The organism is Klebsiella sp. KP20-425-1 (genome assembly GCF_025813515.1).
Taxonomy (GTDB): domain Bacteria; phylum Pseudomonadota; class Gammaproteobacteria; order Enterobacterales; family Enterobacteriaceae; genus Klebsiella; species Klebsiella pneumoniae.
The window spans coordinates 4,568,988-4,586,210 of record NZ_CP109614.1 but is presented as its reverse complement, the minus strand read 5'-3'; the positions used below and the strand labels follow the sequence as shown (position 1 = coordinate 4,586,210).

Below are 17,223 nucleotides of genomic sequence, written 5' to 3'. Positions count from 1 at the left end.
ATGCCAATCCCTCCGTATATGTGGCTTAAAGACGATGGTGGCGCAGACACGAAAAGATCTGTTGATGTTCAGGAGCGAGAAGGCAGCATCGAAACCCGCTTATCACCATCCCCCCTTACCCCCTGAACACCTCCCGCCGGTGCCATGCCACAAACCCCTCCTGGGGATAACATTCTTTCCCCTGCGGCAAGGTAATCGGCTTACCATCAAAATCCCAGAACAGCCTGCCAACGATGCCTCCGCCGTTCACCGCTGGCGAAACCTGGATGCGCATATCCTCATCCAGACCAATGGATCCTTTATCAAAAGCCTTATGGTGAATCGCGCAGAGCGCCAGGCCGTTAGGGATTTCGCAGGGGCCGCCGTGCTGCTTCCATTTGATATGGGCCGCTTCCAGGGCGACGGAGGTATTATCATGGCGCATATTGAAGCCGCAGATCGCGCACTCATAGTTATAAGCGCGCAGCACCTGCTGGCGAAAATGCGGGTCACGCTCTTTACGGATCTGCAGCAGATCAAACCCCATCTCTTCAGCCAGTTCTTCCTGAATACTCTCCGGAAAGTGCGCCTCGAGGATTTGATGGGCGAGGGTATTGATCAGCTTCTTATTTCTGTTGAGTAGCGCAAAATGCGGCTCATCAAAGCCGCCGGCGACGTGGCAGAGCTCAAGCTCTTTGCCGGGCGGCTGTCGGCTGCCCTGGGATGAACACTGTTCGCTGTTGTGCAGCTCCCAGAAGCCGTCGCCTTTCAGGCGCCAGAAGGGCATATCCGGCCGGTACTGGCGGCGCTGCGGACCAAAGCGTTCCAGCAGGCTATGCAGCTCATCGCGTATCTCTGAGGCGTAGTCGAACATCCGCGCATGGCCGCGCTGGTACTGCGAGAGGACGTACAGCAGCAATAGTGGTTTATGCGGCGCACGCTGTTCGCCTTTGCGCCAGATAGTGATGTTTTCGATCGCGTGTTGCAGGGTGGTGCTGGAGGGCATAGCGTTACATTGGCAGCTAAATAAATGCGATGATGCTCGCAAAATCCTTGCCGATCAACCCACCAGATGCGGCGATTCTACGTGGATCGCTATTTAACTATCACTGCTAGTTATTTGTTCGAAAAGCCCATAGCTTTCTATTTATACTCAAGCTTCGCGCCATCAGATAGCTATGTCTTATGAAAAAACTACCGGACCATTTATCCAGGGAATGCATCATCGCTGCCATTCGCGCTTACGATGCAGGCGTTGCGCATCAGTTTAAAAGCGCGCGTCTGTACGAGATCGAGTTTGAGGGGCGTCGGTATCCTTCAAAAGCCATCGTCGGGTTAGCGGCCACGCTTGCCACGGGAACGGAATTTACCCCGGCGGATTTCAGCGGAGGGATTAAATCCAAATGCGTGCGTCTGTTACTGGATCAAGGATTTACGATCGCGTCGCAGGGCGCTGGCGATGACGAGGTTGCGCTTTTCCCCGATGAGGGACAGACGACTATGGAGTTCGTGGAAGGGGCGGCGATGCAGGTGGTGGTCAATCGCTATGAGCGCGACCGTCAGGCTCGTCAGGCGGCGCTTCGCCTGCATGGCTGCCGGTGTCAGGTATGCGGTCTGGATATGGCCAGCCGCTATGGCGAAATCGGCCAGGGTTTTATCCATATCCACCATCTCATTCCGCTGGCCGGGATCAAGCAGGACTACCGTCTGAACCCTGAAACCGATCTGATCCCGGTATGTCCCAATTGCCATGCAATGCTGCACCGGCGAGATCCGCCGTTTACTCCCGAAGAGCTGAAGGCCCGGCTGCGCCCCGCAGACTGACATCCTACAGCGCTCGCTTTAATTACATCACACACAGCACAAACCCCACGCTACCTCACCGGTAGCGTGGGCCAGCTTTCTCTTACTTATCCCGCGTCTCGCCAGCCTCCCAGCTATAGCTCCCATCGGCCGCTAACCTATCGCCCAGTTCCTGATACTCGAACTGATAAAACTCAGCCTGGGTGCCGTACCCGGCGTAGTCTACCGCCGCCAGGCCGACGAACGCCCCGGTAAAGAACCCGCCGTAGCTCTGCAACACATAGTCATCGGACAGTACCGCGGCATCCAGCTGGACCGGGATCTCGGTGAACGTCACGCCATCGAAGCTGTATTCATAGCTGTAGGTCTGCTTGCGGACTTTAGTCCGGAACCAGACGTATTCGACGCCGTCCGGCACCTTGATGGCGTTATCTTTCAGGTACGACGTGTATTTCCCGCGGTTATTTTCGCCGACTTCGATGACCTTGCCGTTAATTTCATTCCAGGTCAGGAAGACGAAGCTCCAGTGGCGGTCGTTATAGTAATTCGTTAACCCGGCCATCTGCTGGTAGCTGAAGGGCTCGAATTTCACCTTCACCGCGGCGTCAAAATAGAAGGCCTGCCAGCGGCGGGCAATCAGCGACAGGTCATGCGTATTGGCTAACGAACCCTGGCCGATTAAGGTTAATTTGCCGTCGCCGGTGGTGCCCATTTTGGCCGTAAACGGCACCCGCAGGGTATTCCAGTTCGGGTCGAGCGCTGGCGAGGTAAAGTCATCCTGCTGGCTATTATCGCTGGCGCTTTCGGTGAAGATGGCGTCTTTTGGCCCTTCGACGAAGGTTTTCCCGCCGTGACCGCCTTCAATACGCGGCCAGCCCTCGTCGTCCCAGTACACTTTCTGGATCGCGGTTTCCCGGCCGAGGGTTGACCAGCCGCGCGGGTCGTAGATGGATTCCCCCGGGCGATTCCACGGCCGGGCGCAGAGCGAGGCGTAATACCATTCGCCTTCCGGAGTAGAGACCAGCGCGCCATGGCCCTGTTTCTGGATGTAGCTGTCCGGGGTATCGACGTTGGTTAAGAACACGTCGCCCGGCTCGGTTTCGAAGCTGTCGGCCTCGAGGGTTTTCGACCGCGCCACCACCTCCTGGTGGGTAAACACGGTGCCGCCCTGGGCGGCAAACAGATAGTAGTAGCCGTTCAGTTTATAGAGGTGCGGCCCCTCGACCAGCGCCACGGCGGTGCCGCGGTAGATGGTGCGCGCGGTTTCCGGCATTAACTTCAGCGTCTTGGTATCCAGCTCCGTTAAGGTAATGCCATCGAAGGGGTGATGGTACTCCCGGTGATCCCAGGTTTGCTGGACGATATATTTCCGGCCATCGTCGTCATGGAACAGCGAGGCGTCAAACCCGACGCCGTTCAGCTTGATCGGGTCGCTCCACGGGCCCCGAATATCCTTCGCCGTGGTCAGGTAGTTGGTCATGTCTTTAAAGGCGCCTTCGGTGACCTTCACATCGGTATACACCAACCAGAATTGCCCGTCGGCCCAGGAGAGCGCCGGCGCCCAAATGCCGCCGGAGGAGGGGTTGCCCTTCATATCCAGCAGGGTGGTGGTGGAGAGCGGCGAAGGCAGCAGGTTCCAGTTTTTCAGGTCTTTGGACTCATGTAAACGCACGCCCGGGAACCACTCAAACGTCGAGTTGGCAATATAGTACGTATCCTCGACGCGAATAATACTGGGGTCGGCATTAAAGCCGCGTAATATCGGGTTTTGAATAAGTGACATTTCATTACACCTTTTAAAATGGAAAGTTAAGGATCGGTCTGATTTATAATTTTTTTAACTACACGCGGATCTCATCCAGCTGACGGTTGATGTCGGTAACATGTTTATCGGAGATCGGATAAACCTGCATGATCACCATCGAAATAGCGGCCAGCGCAATTGGGATCCACACCGCGGTCATAATGATCCCGTCGATGGCGCTGGCGCTCTGCACGGCGCCGCTTTCATTAAATCCATACACCGCCAGCAGCCACAGCGGGATAGCGCCGCCGATGGTGAAGCCGATCTTGAAGAAGAGTCCCATAATGGCATTGATAATGGCGGCATTGCGTTTGCCCGATTTTAATTCGCCGTACGCGATAACTTCCGGTACCAGCGCCCACATAAAGCCGGTGGCGGAGGTTAAGCCCCACTGTTTAATAAAGGTGGCGATGTAGGCCAGCCACAGGGCGTCGTGCATCCCTTCGCGGGACCAGACGTAGGTCAGCAGTTCGCCGACGATGAACATGGCGAGGAACAGATGGAAGAAGCCTTTTTTACCAAAGATTTTTTTCAGTTTCGGCCAGAACACCGGGAAGGCGATGCCGGGAATAGACGCGACGAGACCCACCGCGCCCATCCATTCGGAATGGCCGACGACGAACTGGTTGAAGAAGCCGTTAACGGTGTTCATGAAGAACATGAAGGTAAAGGCCAGCATAAAGAACATGCCGAGAATAACCAGCGGACGGTTATGTCTGAGCTCGTGGAAAAGGTCGGTAGTTTTGACGTTGGCGGTCTGCTCGGCGGTCGCGACAACGCGTTCTTTGGTGCATTTGTAGCAGATAAACAGGGCCACCGCGCCGATGATCATATAGATGGCGTACACGCCGAACCAGGCGTAGTTCGCTGACGGATCGGTATAGTTGCCGAGATTCAGCTCAAGGCCAAAAAAGCCGGTGTCTTTCAGGCTGCGATCTTTCGGCGCCGCCATCTGCACAAACATCGGGAACAGGGTATAGACCAGCAGGTTGGCGCTGTTGGCCAGCATCATGCGGGTACTGGTCAGCTTATCGATCGATTCCGGGTCGCGGGTCAGCGACGCATTCAGCGAGCCATAGGGAATATTGACTAAGGAATAAACCAGGTCCAGCGCCAGATAAATAATAAAGGCGAAAGCCACCGAACCTTTCACCCCAGGGATTGGCGCGAACAGTAATGCCGACAGGATCACCAGCGGCACGCCGGCTCGTAACAGCCAGGGACGATATTTCCCTGCTTTTGAGGTTCGTTTATCCACATAGGTTCCGACCATCGGATCCCAAAACACGTTAATGATGCGGACAAAAAGAAAAATAAAGCCTGCCGTTGCCGTGCTGATGGTATTTACCGTCAGCATATGCAAAGCCAGAAAACCCCCAATTGTGCCGAAAACCAGGTTTTGCGCAAAGTCGCCCATGCCATAACCAATTCGTTCTCCGCGGGTTAATTTATGATATTCATCATGCCGACTGTGCATTATGTTTTTACTCATTCTAAGCAGACTCCGGTTTGTTTTGTGTAGGTGAAACACTTTCTGACACAGTTGACCAGGAAGAATCTATTACGTTTTTAAATTACGTAATTATGTTTTTTTACTTCTGTGATCCTCGAAGCAAAGGCCTGTATCACCTGCGTTAAACCGTTTTCCGCCGCTAATTTTCGGGCAGACAGACAAAGTGACAAAACCGGCATTTTAATTTGATATGGATACCTGAATTCCCCAGGGAGTGTACTCTATACGCGCGCGAAGCGAGATATTTAAAATAGTTTTATTTGCGAGATGGCTCACATTTGAGCATTTTCTCAATCGCCGAGTGAAATAACGTAATTGAGCAACCGACGATGAGAATACACGATGTGTCACAGTTGTTAATTTTCCTGTTTCTCAATTTCGGAGTTCATCATGCAAACCTATTTCGACCAGGTTGATCGCGTTCGCTTTGCCGGACCCAAAACCGATAATCCGCTGGCATTTCGCCACTATAATCCGGATGAAATCGTGCTGGGAAAACGCATGGCAGACCATCTGCGTTTTGCCGCCTGTTATTGGCATAACTTCTGCTGGAATGGCGCGGATATGTTTGGCGCCGGTTCGTTTGAGCGTCCCTGGCAGGCCGCGGGCGATGCGCTGGAAATGGCCAAACGCAAAGCGGACGTGGCGTTTGAATTTTTCTACAAGCTCAACGTGCCGTATTACTGCTTCCACGATGTCGACGTCTCGCCAGAAGGCGCGTCGCTGAAAGAGTATTTGCATAATTTCGCCGTGATGACCGAGGTACTGGCGGAGAAACAGCAGCAAACCGGCGTGAAACTGCTGTGGGGCACCGCCAACTGCTTTACCCACCCGCGCTACGGCGCCGGGGCGGCGACCAACCCCGATCCGGAGGTGTTTGCCTGGGCGGCCACGCAGGTGGTGACCGCCATGAACGCCACCCACCAGCTCGGCGGCGAAAACTATGTGCTGTGGGGCGGCCGAGAAGGTTACGAGTCGCTGTTGAATACCGACCTGCGCCAGGAGCGCGAGCAGATTGGCCGCTTCCTGCAGATGGTGGTGGAGCACAAGCATAAGATTGGCTTTGGCGGCACGCTGCTTATCGAGCCGAAACCGCAGGAGCCCACCAAGCATCAATACGATTACGATGTCGCGACGGTGTATGGCTTCCTGAAGCAGTTTGGTCTGGAAAATGAGATCAAGGTGAACATTGAAGCCAACCACGCCACTCTGGCGGGGCACTCTTTCCACCATGAAATCGCCAGCGCCATCGCGCTGGGCATTTTCGGCTCCGTTGATGCCAACCGCGGCGATGCGCAGCTCGGCTGGGATACCGATCAGTTCCCGAACAGTGTGGAAGAAAATACCCTGGTGATGTACGAGATCCTTAAAGCCGGGGGATTCACCACCGGCGGCCTGAACTTTGACGCCAAAGTTCGTCGGCAGAGCACCGACAAATACGACATGTTCTATGGCCATATTGGCGCCATGGACGTGATGGCGCTGTCCCTCAAGCTGGCCGCGCGCATGATTGAAGATGGCAAGCTCGATCAGGGTCTGGCAAAACGCTATGCCGGCTGGCAGGGCGAGCTGGGGCAGAAAATTATGAGCGGGCAGATGTCGCTGGATAATATTGCCCGATACGCTGAGCAGCATAATCTGAATCCGCAGCCTCAGAGCGGGCGTCAGGAATTACTCGAAAATCTCGTCAATACCTATATCTTTGGTTAATTTTTGCTGACATGCCCCCGCGGGGGCATGTATTGCGCCGTCTATCCGCTGCCGGGAAATAGCGTTTATTGGTTCGTGCTGTGTTTTTTTTGTCAGTGGCGAAAGACCACCTGTTTAATATCAGAGAAGGAGGAAGGGTAACGATAATTGTGTAACGCCTCTGTGACCGTACAAAATAAAAAATAACTTGTTCTGATGATAGCGACATATTCTGTCAGCTCAGAATAGGCTGGTTATTGTCTGAATAAAATTAACCTATATTGAGAAACTCATGACAATGATAAAAAAGCTTCCATTAACCATGGCGGTTATCGCCGCGTTTTTTCCGCTTACCTCTGTAATGGCGCAAGAATTTACTCAGGAACAGATCGACGCCATCGTCGCCAAAGCCGTTGATAAAGCGCTGGCCGACCGCCAGGCGAAAATCGACGCCGCGGCCGACAAAAAGGTCGACGTGATCACCAACCCGCAGACCACCGCCGCCTCGCCGGATATGGCCATTCCGTTTGGCCTCAAGTTCAGCGGCTACGCCCGCTATGGCGCCCACTTCCAGACCGGCGACCAGAAATATGTCGGCGTCGACGGCTCCTATAACGGCGCCTCGGCGATCGGCCGTCTGGGCAACGAAAGCAACGGCGGCGAATTCCAGATCAGCAAGGCCTTCAAAAGCGCGCAGGGGGCTATCTGGGATCTCAACGTGATGTTCGACCACTGGAGCGACGAAGTTAACCTGAAGAAGGCCTACGTCGGGGTCACCAACGTGCTGGAATCCAACCCCAACGCCTATATCTGGGCCGGCCGCGACTTCCACCAGCGTCCGCAACAGGGGATCAACGACTACTTCTGGATGAACCACGACGGCCAGGGCGCCGGGGTAAAGAACTTTGATATCGGCGGCGTGCAGTTCGACGTGGCGGCGGTGTCGCAGGTGAAATCCTGCAGCCCGGAAGTGATGGCCGACGAGACCAACCCGTCGCGCATCACCTGTACCGGCAGCTCCGACACCGGCGACAACGGCCACTACGCGCTGACCACCAAAACCCACAACATCAAGGCCGGGCCGATCGACGTCGAGGTGTACGCCAACTACGGCTTTGACTCAAAGGCGGTGGACAGCGACGCGCGTCTCGAAGCCTGGCAGGGCGGCCTGGTGCTGAGCCACACCAACGACAGCGGGGTGAACAAGGTGATCCTGCGCTATTCCGACAACTCGGATAACAGCGTCTATAACAAAACCGACGACCTGACCACGGTCTACGCCAGCTTCGAGGGCAGCCATAAGTTCACCCAGCAGGCGCAGGTGGAATATCTGCTGGCCTTCCATGACTACGACAACGGCAAGGATAATACCGACAACCGTAAAAACTACGGTGCCATCGTGCGGCCGATGTATTTCTGGAACGACGTGCACTCCACCTGGCTGGAAGCGGGCTACCAGCGCGTGGATTACGACCAGGGCGGGGATAACCACGGCTGGAAGCTGACGCTGTCGCAGAACATAGCCATCGGCATGGGGCCGGAGTTCCGTCCGATGCTGCGCTTCTACGTGACCGGCGGCCAGGTGGACAACGAGCATACCGCGAAGGTTAACGGCACCCAGGACCAGCAGCTGGATTCGCTGAACGTCGGCGGGATGTTTGAGGCGTGGTTCTGATGCGATAGCGTTGTCGAAGGAGCGTTCCCGGCTGGCGCTACGCTTAGCCGGGCTACAACTGATGCGCTCCATTTATGCCGGATGGCGGCATACATGCCTTATCCGGCCTACGTTCCTTCCTGCGGGCTCCCCCCAGGACCGGCAAGCGCAGCGCCGCCGGGCGGTCAGGCTCCATACCTGCGGTAGTGCCGGATGGCGGCATAAATGCCTTATCCGGCCTACGTTCCTTCCCGCAGGCTCACACCCCCAGGCCCGCGCAAGCGCAGCGCCGCCGGGCAGCTGGCCCATCCCCCTTCAGTTCACCGTCAGGCGCAGGGCCAGATCCTGCGGGTAGGGGTCAAAATAGTTCTGCGCCTGCAGGTAGCGATCCGGATACTCGGCCAGATAGTGCTTAAGCAGCGTCAGCGGGGCGAGGATCGGCAGCAGCCCGGCGCGATAGTTGAGGATCACCTCCCGCAGCTCGCCGCGCTGGCGGCTGTTCAGCTGGTCGCGAAAATAACCCTGAATATGCATCAGCACGTTGGTGTGGTTTTTCCGCGAGGCGGGCTGCTTGAGGATCGCCATCAGCTTCTCGCGGTAAACCTCGAAGAACGCCTCCAGATCCTCCCATTCATGCAGCGAGGCGACGAACGGGCCGATCTCCCGGTAGCCCGCCTGGTGATGAGCCAGCAGTTGCAGCTTGTAGCGGCTGTGAAAGGCCAGCAGACCGTGACGGGTCAGGCCGCGGGCGCGCAGGGCGTTGAGTTCATGCAGGGCGAAAACGCGCTCGACAAAATTCTCCCGCAGCAGCGGATCGTGCAGCCGGCCATCCTCTTCCACCGGCAGCCACGGGTAGCGCGCCATCAGGGCGCCGGTAAACAGCCCCACGCCTTCCTTACGCCCGCGATTGCCTTTTTCGTCATACAGCCGCACGCGCTCCATCCCGCAGCTCGGCGATTTGGCGCAGACGATAAAGCCCGACAGCTCGCCCAGGGTTGCGAGGTGGGCGCTGGCGAAATCAGCCATCTTCTCCGTCACATCCTCGTGCGGGGCGTGGCTGAAGCGCATGCGGATCTCCCCGACCGGGGTCTGCACCAGGCGGAGCGCCGGGCGGGGAACGGGCAGGCCGATCGCCATCTCCGGGCAGACGGGTTTAAACGCCACCCACTGCGCGAGCTCATCCATTACAAAGCCCATACGCTTATGCCCGCCGTCGAATCGCACGGCTGAGCCGGTTAAACATCCGCTGATCCCAATGACAGGTTGCGTGTTCATGGCGCTGTCCTCTCTTCTGCTGTGGTTCGGGTAAAGAAAAGGGTCACGGTGGCGACCGTAATGCCGAATTTCTTCATCTCGGTTTTGTTAAACAAATGGCTGCCGTCCTGCAGGTACATCCAGTCGTCAAAGTGCAGCAGCCATCGGCTGCCGCTGGCCTCGACGCTCATGCTGTAGCGCCAGTGAAAGGCATTGCCTGCCGCCTGGCCGCTGGCCACCCCTTCGATATCGCCGGCGGTGCCCTGATAACGGTTATCGCCGGTGCGGCGAATGCGCCATACCCGCTGCTGCTTCTCGCCGTCGTCATAGACAAAGCGCTCATGGAGGGTCAGGGTGTCGCCGACGACGTCGCCATCGATCTCAACATGGAAGCGGCGCAGCTGCTTGCCGCTGCGATCCTGCACCATCCCCCACGCCTCGGTTCGGCCCTGAAAATAGTGAAAGATGTCGAGGGCGGGCTGCTGCTGCCGGTACTCCGTGACCTCGGTGCTGCAGCCGGCGAGGATCAGCATCAGCAGCGCCAGGCCAAGGGTCAGAATGCGTTTCATGGTGTACCTCCGATCAACTGCTGACGCAGTTCGGGATAAGTGGTGCGCGGATCGAGCCAGATGGCGAGAAAGCGGGTGCTGAACGCCGCCGACTGGCGCGGGCCGAGCGGGGTAAAGGCGGTCTGCGCGGCGCTGGCGCGGTACCAGAACTGCCCCTCGCCGCCGCTGACCACGAACGCCAGCTGGCTGCCCGGTGCGACGTCCGGCCAGATCCCCTGCAGCATGCGTAGCCAGGCTTCGCTGCGCGGTTCCTGCTGCAGAATGCCCTGCGCCTGCCACTGGTCGCGGGTGGCCTCCACCAGCGCCTCGCGATCGATGTCGCGCCGGTAGGTGATGATCAGCGCCCGATCCTGCTGCGGGCCGTCATACCGGCCATTGGGCGTACGCAGCTGCGAGTGATAGACGGTGAACGGCCCCCAGGTGAGGGTCGCCTCGCCGACGCGGCGCCACGTCAGCCAGTCGGCGGCGTGGGCCGCCGGGGCGAGGATGGTCAGCCACAGCAGTAACAGGGCGAATCTCATTTTTGCCTCCCCATCCCCAGATGGAATAACAGCATGAGCACCAGCCAGCCGCAGGCCATGGCGGCCACGCCAAGCGCCGTCGGCACCAGCAGGGTCATGGCTCCGAGGCGAGCGCCGATCAGGTAGGCCACCGGGCCGCCGACGGTGGCGGCCGTGGCCAGCACCCAGCCGGGAAGCGTCGCGGTGCGGGTCAGTCGGGTCCAGACGACGGCGAACATCAGCCACAGGGCCACCATCCACAGGGGCAGCAGGCTGTCGCCGCGAAAATCGATCAGCCCCGCCAGCGCCCAGCAGGCGTCCAGGCCGCAGCCCGCCGCGGCCAACAGCAGGGCGGGCGGACGACTGGCCGCCGGCAACCGCAGCCAGGCGAAAATGGCCAGCGTCAGCCAGATCAGCAGACCGCGCTCGCGCAACATCACCACCAGCGTCCAGTAAACATCGAACGCGAGGGCCATCAGCAGATGCTGCGCCGGGCGTGTCATACCCGCTCCGCGGTGAGCTGCACCACGCTGATGGTGCGGGCGTTAAATCCGGCTTCGCAGTAGCCGAAGTAGTAGAGCCACATCCGGCGGAAGCGCTCATCAAAGCCGAGCTTTTCAATATCCTGCCAGGCGTGGGTAAAACGCTGCCGCCAGTGGGCCAGGGTGCGGGCGTAATCCGGGCCCATGTCGAACAGGTTGCGCACCACAAAATCGGTATGGCGGGTCATCAGCTCGCTCATTGCCGTGATGCTGGGCAAAAAGCCGCCCGGGAAGATGTAGCGCTGGATAAAATCGACGCTTTTGCTGTAGTCGCGATAGCGCTGATCCTGAATGGTGATCGCCTGCAGGGCCATTTTACCGCCCGGGCGCAGGCGCGCCTGACAGGTGCGGAAGAAGGCCGGGAGGTAGCGCTGGCCCACCGCCTCAATCATCTCCACCGACACCAGTTTGTCGTACTCGCCGCGCAGATCGCGGTAGTCGCAGAGCAGCACCTTGACGCGATCCTGCAGCCCGGCGCGGGCCATGCGCTCGGTAGCCCAGCGGTGCTGCTCCCGGGAAAGGGTGGTAGTCGTGACCCGGCAACCGTAATGGCGGGCGGCGTATTCGGCCAGCGCCCCCCAGCCGGTGCCAATCTCCAGCAGATGATCGCCGGGGTTGAGCGCCAGCTGGTCGCACAGACGCGCCATCTTGGCCCGCTGGGCCTGGGTCAGATCCTGCTCGTCGTCGGTAAACAGCGCGCTGGAGTAGAGCAGGTCGTCATCCAGAAAGTGGGCATAAAATTCGTTGCCGAGGTCGTAATGGGCGGCAATGTTCTCCCGCGCCTGGGCGCGGGTGTTGCGGCGAGTCCAGTGGCGCAGGCGGGCGACAGGCTTACCCAGCAGACGAAAGCCGCGCTCCAGACGCCCCAGCACCTCGCCGTTGCGCGCAAGGATCTGCAGCAGCGCCGTCAGCTGGTGGCTCTCCCAGTCGCCGTCCATCCAGGCCTCGGCCGCCGCCAGGCTGCCGCCGGTCAGCAGACGCCAGTACACCTCCGGCGCGCAGACCCGCGCCTCGGCGCGCAGCGCGGCGGCGGGGTCGCCAAACTGAAAAGTCTGCGCCCCTTCGCGCACGGTGAGCGAGCCTTCGCGGAGGCCGCTCAACAGACGAAAGAGCAGCCAGCGCGCGAGCCGCACGTTGCGCGGCACATCTGGTTCAAGCGCAAAGACGGGATCGGTCATGAGCGTTCACTCCTGCTGACAGGATGGTTGTACAGCGGCACGCGCTTCAGCCACAGCCGCAGCGCCTGCCAGTAGATGGCGAGGACGGTTTTCAGGGTCATCAGCGGCAGACGCAGCAGCAGCCCGCGCAGGTTGGCGCGGGTCAACGGCACGCGGCTCAGGGCCAGCGTGGCGTCGAACACCTTGCTGGCCTGATGGTTTTCAATATGCATATGCAGCGTTTTGCCGGGCGCGTTGAAGCGCCAGTGATAGACCATGTCCATCGGGTTAAACGGCGAAACGTGAAAGGCTTTCTCCAGCGGGCGCGCCTGCTGGCCGTCCACCGCGTAGTAATGACGCTCATTCCACGGCGTGTTGCGCACTTCGGCCAGCACCCAGCGCAGGGTGTCGGCTTCGTCATAGCAGTAGTAAAAATTGACCGGATTAAAATGGAAGCCGAAGTAGCGCAGCTGGGTCAGGAGCATCACGCGGCCCGCCGGGCGGCAGCCGGTCAGGCTCTCCAGCCGGTTCAGCGCCTGGGCCTTCAGCGGCGCGCCCAGCGGATAATCGGCGTCGTACCAGGCAGCGGCGGCCAGGCGGTTGCGGCGGATGCCCGCCTCAGGCAGCTTGTCCAGTTCGTCGAGGTCGAGCCAGGCCATAAACAGGCGGTAGACGAAGTGGTGCGCCTTCGGCTGCAGGCGACGGTGGCGCAGGACGCCCTGATAGAGGCAGCTGTTCATTTCAGTGGCCCTCCGCCGCGGCGATGCCCTGCACCACGTCGAGCGCGCTGCGCACCCCATCCTCATGAAAGCCGTTGTACCAGTAGGCGCCGCAGTACCAGCTCCGCTGCTGGCCGTTAATCTCTTCGCGCCGCAGTTGGGCCGACCAGCTTTGCGGGTTAAACAGCGGATGCTCATAGACGAAGCGCTGCCAGACGTAGCGATCGTCCACCGGCGCGTCCGGGTTCAGGGTGACGCAGAACAGCGGCGCGCCCGCGGGCAGCCCCTGGAGAATATTCATGTTGTAGGTGACGCAGGCCCGGGCCCGATCCCCGTCGCTCAGGCGATAGTTCCAGCTGGCCCAGGCGCGCTGGCGCTCCGGCAGCCAGCGCGGATCGCTGTGCAACACCACCTCGTTGCGCTGCCAGCCGATGTCCCCAAGGACTTCTCGTTCGGAATCGGTGGGCACCGCCAGCATCGCCAGCGCCTGCGCGGAGTGGCAGGCGAAGATCACCTGGTCAAAATGCGCCTCCCCGGACGCCAGCCGCAGGATAACTCCCGCCGGGTGGCGCTCCACCTGCTGCACCGGCGCGTTGAGCCGCAGGTCCAGGCGATCGCCGAGCCTGGCGAGCAGGGCGCGGACGTATTCCCGGGAACCGCCGGGCACCACGTACCATTGCGGGCGATCGCGAATATCCAGCAGACCGTGGTTTTCAAAGAAGCGCAAAAACAGCGGCAGCGGGAAGCGGCGCATCTCCTGCAGCGACGACGACCAGATGGCCGCCCCCATCGGCAGAATATAGTGGCGGGCGAAGAAGGGGCTGAAGCGGTGGCGGGTGAGGAAGCTCTCCAGCGTCGCGCCTGGATCCAGCGCCTCGGTCAGCGCCAGTTTCGCCAGGCGGTTGAAGCGGACGATCTCGCTCAGCAGTCCCCAGAAGGCCGGCTTCAGCAGATTGCGCCGCTGGGCGAAGAGCGAGGTCAGGCTGTGGCCGTTGTACTCCAGGCCGCTGGCCGGGTTGTGGACCGAGAAGCTCATCTGCGTTTTTTGCCCGGCGATCCCCAGCTCGCTGAGCAGGCCCATAAAGCGCGGATAGGTGCGATCGTTGTAGACGATAAATCCGGTATCGATGGCCCAGGTGCCCTGCGGCGTGGCGACATCCACGGTGGCGGTGTGGCCGCCCGGCGTGGCGCCCGCTTCGAACAGCGTTACCTGATGGTGTCCGGCCAGTCGCCAGGCGCAGGTCAGCCCGGCGATGCCGCTGCCGATGATGGCGATATTCATGAGCGCACCATCCTGCGCAACAGCAGGCGCTGGATACCCGATGGCAGGCTGGCCAGCAGCCGCAGGGCCAGGCTGAAGCCGGTGGGGAAGGCGATGTGGTTTTTGCCCTTCGCCAGACCGTAGCGGATCGCCGCCACCGCCCGATCCACGCTCACCCGACCGGGCATGGCGAAGTCGTTTTGGCGCGTCAGCGGGGTGTCGACGAAGCCCGGAGAGACCACCGTGACGGCCACCCCTTTCGGCTCCCAGTCCAGACGCAGGCTATTGGCAAACCAGCTCAGCGCCGCCTTGGAGGCGCCATAGGCTTCCGCGCGCGGGAAGGGCAGCCAGTGCGCCATGGAGCTGACCAGCACCACCCGATCGCCTGCCTCCAGCTGCGTCTGCAGCGCTGCCAGGCAGTTCACCGGCCCGAGGAAGTTGGTGGCCATCACCCGCTCCACGAGGGCGGCATCCACCTGTCCGTGGTCGAGGTATTCGCAGGTCCCGGCGCAGAGAATGATCAGGTCGGCAAAACAGCCCGTCAGCGCCTGGCGACAGGCGTCCCTGTCTGTCATATCGAACAGGCGTACGCTGATGTTGGGGCTGAACTGCTGGAGCGCTGCCAGGCGCGACGCATCGCGCCCGCAGGCGATGACCAGATGGCCATCCGCCGCGAAGGATTTCGCCAGGCCGGCGCCGATCCCGGAGCTGGCGCCGGTGATGAGCACCGTCATCATGAGCGCACCCTCCGCTTCACGCCGCGTACCGCCCAGCCCAGCAGGGGAAGATGCTCGTAGATCATCTCCCCGGCGTCGTAGTAGTCGCGCTGATGGAGAACCTGCTCCCCGGCGATGTCCACCACCGAGCAGCCCGGCAGGGCCAGGGTTTCTCCACCGGCAATGCGCGGATGCGACCAGTGCATGGTCCAGGTCACGGCGAACCGCTGGCCGTCGCAAAGCGGCGTGTCGATGGTGAACCGGCACTGCTCCACGTTGGCCAGCAGATGGGTAAAGTAGCGCTGAATGGCGAACAGCCCCTGATGCTGACCAAAAGGATCGCTCAGCGTCGCGTCCGGATGGTACAGCGTGGCCAGCGCCGCGGGCGGCTGTGCATCCAGCCCGGCGTAGTACTCAACGAAACGACGAATCACGGACGGCGAGGTGCTCATGGATCACATCCTGGCTAGATACGGTAGCGTAATGGCATACTTAAAACTTACACAAATAAAATTATTTGTCCAAGTTTCTAGAAAAATATATTTTATTTGTGTTAAAAATCATGTTGTTATGACTGGTGTTTTAAGGAGTGAAAATCGCGGGTGGTGCAAAGGGCAAGCGTGAGCCCGCCGCGCCACCGGGCGCTGGCGTCTCAGAGAGGGGATGTAGGTTAAAACAGGGGGTTAGAGCGGGATCACCTCGAGGGAGACGACCTGCTGCTGCCAGAGTTCGACCTGCCTCTGGCGGGCGGCGGAAAGTTTGCCGCTGGTAACCAGCAGCCAGTTGCGCTGGGGAAAAATCTCCGGCGCCAGGGCGGCGGGAGGCACCGGCAGGACGTCGATGCGATGGCCCTGGCCGGTACGTTTGAGCGCCTCAAGCCAGATTTCGCAGGCGTCGGTCAGGTGCCAGCCGGTGATCAGAAAGTTGTCCCCGGGCGCCTTCTTGTCGCCTTCGAGGCAAAACGAGGTATAGGCGATGATGATGCCGTCGAGAATTTCGCGCAGCGTCATGATGGCCGGCACGTTGGCGGAGACCTGGCTGCGCAGCGGACGCAGCACTTCGGTTACCAGCTCCTGGCGCGGATATTCGCGCCCGGCGTCGTAGATCAGCTGGCGCAAGGACTCGATTTTTCCCTCTTTCAGCCGCTGCAGCATGGTCTCCTGCAGCGTCAACCAGTTATTGGTGCGCCGCGCGCCGGGGCGCGACAGCAGGGGTTTCACCTGGCTGACCGGCACCCCTTTTTTCACCCAGTCGAGGATCTTCAGCGCCTGCTGGACGTCGTCATCGCTGTACAGACGGTGTCCACCATCGGTGCGCAGCGGCTTAAGCAGGCCGTAGCGGCGCTGCCAGGCGCGAAGCGTGGTCGCATTTATCCCGCATAGTCGGGCAAATTCGCCGATGGAGTAAGGCATGGAGGCCACCTGTTAACAAAGAATATTCTCAATATACTACGAATCACGACGGCTGGCGTGAAGTGTAGTGGCTTTGCACTACACTTTCCCCAACCGCGTAAATGAAAGGAGTTCTCATGAAGCTATGGCCTGTTGTCACCGGCGTCGCTATCGCGTTAACCCTGGTGGCCTGCAAGTCGCCCACGCCGCCGAAGGGCGTTCAGCCGATTAGCGGGTTTGACGCCAGCCGTTATCTCGGGAAATGGTATGAGGTCGCCCGCCTGGAGAATCGCTTCGAGCGAGGCCTGGAGCAGGTGACCGCCACCTACGGCGCCCGCAGCGACGGGGGGATCAGCGTCGTCAATCGCGGTTATGACCCGGTCAAAAAACGCTGGAATGAGAGCGACGGAAAAGCCTATTTCACCGGCGCCCCCACCACCGCGGCGCTGAAGGTGTCGTTCTTCGGGCCGTTCTACGGCGGCTATAACGTGATCCGCCTGGACGACGACTACCAGTACGCGCTGGTCAGCGGCCCCAACCGCGACTATCTGTGGATCCTGTCGCGAACCCCCACCATTCCGGCGGCGGTGAAGCAGGATTACCTGAATACTGCGCGCGAGCTGGGCTTTGACGTCGATCGCCTGGTGTGGATCCGCCAGACGCCGCGCTAGC

At 59.9% G+C, this 17,223-nt stretch carries 17 protein-coding genes and 1 pseudogene; 5 read left to right on the top strand and 13 right to left on the bottom strand.

All coding sequences use genetic code 11. From position 1 onward, the window contains the following. Positions 1 to 93 (top strand): annotated as a pseudogene (locus OHJ17_RS22435) (type VI secretion system tube protein Hcp); the annotation flags it as partial. A gap of 22 nt (positions 94 to 115) precedes the next feature. Here the strand turns inward: OHJ17_RS22435 and OHJ17_RS22430 are convergent. After that, on the bottom strand, positions 116 to 985 hold the full coding sequence (locus OHJ17_RS22430; RefSeq protein ID WP_004192252.1) for a phosphorothioated DNA-binding restriction endonuclease: 870 nt from the start codon (positions 983 to 985) through the stop codon (positions 116 to 118). A gap of 179 nt (positions 986 to 1,164) precedes the next feature. Between OHJ17_RS22430 and OHJ17_RS22425 the strand changes: the two genes are divergently transcribed. Further along, positions 1,165 to 1,803: an HNH endonuclease gene (locus tag OHJ17_RS22425; protein ID WP_002887060.1), complete on the top strand. Its 639-nt coding sequence runs from the start codon at positions 1,165 to 1,167 to the stop codon at positions 1,801 to 1,803. 82 nt (positions 1,804 to 1,885) lie between these two features. Here the strand turns inward: OHJ17_RS22425 and OHJ17_RS22420 are convergent, their stop codons facing one another. Together OHJ17_RS22420 and OHJ17_RS22415 are read right to left on the bottom strand one after the other, a co-directional pair. Then, complete coding sequence (locus tag OHJ17_RS22420) at positions 1,886 to 3,565, bottom strand: glycoside hydrolase family 43 protein (protein ID WP_002887062.1); 1,680 nt, start codon at positions 3,563 to 3,565, stop codon at positions 1,886 to 1,888. Between the two features lie 58 nt (positions 3,566 to 3,623). Next, positions 3,624 to 5,063 carry an MFS transporter gene (locus OHJ17_RS22415; protein WP_004153321.1) on the bottom strand — a complete coding sequence of 480 codons (1,440 nt, stop codon included), beginning with the start codon at positions 5,061 to 5,063 and terminating at the stop codon, positions 3,624 to 3,626. A 426-nt stretch (positions 5,064 to 5,489) separates the two neighbouring features. On the opposite strand from OHJ17_RS22415, the gene xylA reads away from it, so the two are divergent. Then, positions 5,490 to 6,809 (top strand): xylose isomerase, encoded by a 1,320-nt coding sequence (gene xylA / locus OHJ17_RS22410; protein WP_004178432.1) that lies wholly within the window; start codon positions 5,490 to 5,492, stop codon positions 6,807 to 6,809. A 271-nt stretch (positions 6,810 to 7,080) separates the two neighbouring features. Beyond that, a complete protein-coding gene (locus tag OHJ17_RS22405; protein ID WP_004146875.1) occupies positions 7,081 to 8,463 on the top strand; it encodes a carbohydrate porin in 1,383 nt (460 codons plus the stop codon). A gap of 294 nt (positions 8,464 to 8,757) precedes the next feature. On the opposite strand, the gene OHJ17_RS22400 is transcribed toward OHJ17_RS22405, so the two are convergent. The 10 genes from OHJ17_RS22400 to OHJ17_RS22355 form a co-directional block, all read right to left on the bottom strand. After that, positions 8,758 to 9,717, bottom strand: coding sequence for a YbgA family protein (locus tag OHJ17_RS22400; protein ID WP_004178436.1), 960 nt, complete (start codon positions 9,715 to 9,717; stop codon positions 8,758 to 8,760). Further along, a complete protein-coding gene (locus OHJ17_RS22395; protein WP_032431450.1) occupies positions 9,714 to 10,265 on the bottom strand; it encodes a DUF3833 domain-containing protein in 552 nt (183 codons plus the stop codon). Before OHJ17_RS22395 ends, OHJ17_RS22400 begins: the two co-directional genes overlap by 4 nt. After that, complete coding sequence (locus OHJ17_RS22390; RefSeq protein ID WP_004186821.1) at positions 10,262 to 10,786, bottom strand: hypothetical protein; 525 nt, start codon at positions 10,784 to 10,786, stop codon at positions 10,262 to 10,264. The genes OHJ17_RS22395 and OHJ17_RS22390 overlap by 4 nt, the downstream gene beginning before the upstream one ends. Then, on the bottom strand, positions 10,783 to 11,268 hold the full coding sequence (locus OHJ17_RS22385) for a DUF2878 domain-containing protein (RefSeq protein WP_004186827.1): 486 nt from the start codon (positions 11,266 to 11,268) through the stop codon (positions 10,783 to 10,785). The genes OHJ17_RS22390 and OHJ17_RS22385 overlap by 4 nt, the downstream gene beginning before the upstream one ends. Further along, complete coding sequence (locus OHJ17_RS22380) at positions 11,265 to 12,485, bottom strand: SAM-dependent methyltransferase (protein WP_032433794.1); 1,221 nt, start codon at positions 12,483 to 12,485, stop codon at positions 11,265 to 11,267. Before OHJ17_RS22380 ends, OHJ17_RS22385 begins: the two co-directional genes overlap by 4 nt. After that, positions 12,482 to 13,204 (bottom strand): DUF1365 domain-containing protein, encoded by a 723-nt coding sequence (locus OHJ17_RS22375; protein WP_004177578.1) that lies wholly within the window; start codon positions 13,202 to 13,204, stop codon positions 12,482 to 12,484. The genes OHJ17_RS22380 and OHJ17_RS22375 overlap by 4 nt, the downstream gene beginning before the upstream one ends. A gap of 1 nt (position 13,205) precedes the next feature. Further along, the gene (locus OHJ17_RS22370; RefSeq protein ID WP_032433795.1) at positions 13,206 to 14,465 is read right to left on the bottom strand and encodes an NAD(P)/FAD-dependent oxidoreductase; all 1,260 of its coding nucleotides are present in this window, start codon (positions 14,463 to 14,465) and stop codon (positions 13,206 to 13,208) included. Further along, on the bottom strand, positions 14,462 to 15,181 hold the full coding sequence (locus OHJ17_RS22365; protein ID WP_032433796.1) for an SDR family NAD(P)-dependent oxidoreductase: 720 nt from the start codon (positions 15,179 to 15,181) through the stop codon (positions 14,462 to 14,464). Before OHJ17_RS22365 ends, OHJ17_RS22370 begins: the two co-directional genes overlap by 4 nt. Further along, positions 15,178 to 15,612 (bottom strand): nuclear transport factor 2 family protein, encoded by a 435-nt coding sequence (locus OHJ17_RS22360; protein ID WP_002887256.1) that lies wholly within the window; start codon positions 15,610 to 15,612, stop codon positions 15,178 to 15,180. The genes OHJ17_RS22365 and OHJ17_RS22360 overlap by 4 nt, the downstream gene beginning before the upstream one ends. A gap of 231 nt (positions 15,613 to 15,843) precedes the next feature. Then, positions 15,844 to 16,572, bottom strand: coding sequence for a MerR family transcriptional regulator (locus OHJ17_RS22355; RefSeq protein ID WP_002887258.1), 729 nt, complete (start codon positions 16,570 to 16,572; stop codon positions 15,844 to 15,846). Between the two features lie 116 nt (positions 16,573 to 16,688). On the opposite strand from OHJ17_RS22355, the gene OHJ17_RS22350 reads away from it, so the two are divergent. Next, positions 16,689 to 17,222, top strand: coding sequence for a lipocalin family protein (locus OHJ17_RS22350; protein WP_002887259.1), 534 nt, complete (start codon positions 16,689 to 16,691; stop codon positions 17,220 to 17,222). The last annotated feature ends 1 nt before the right edge of the window (position 17,223 follow it).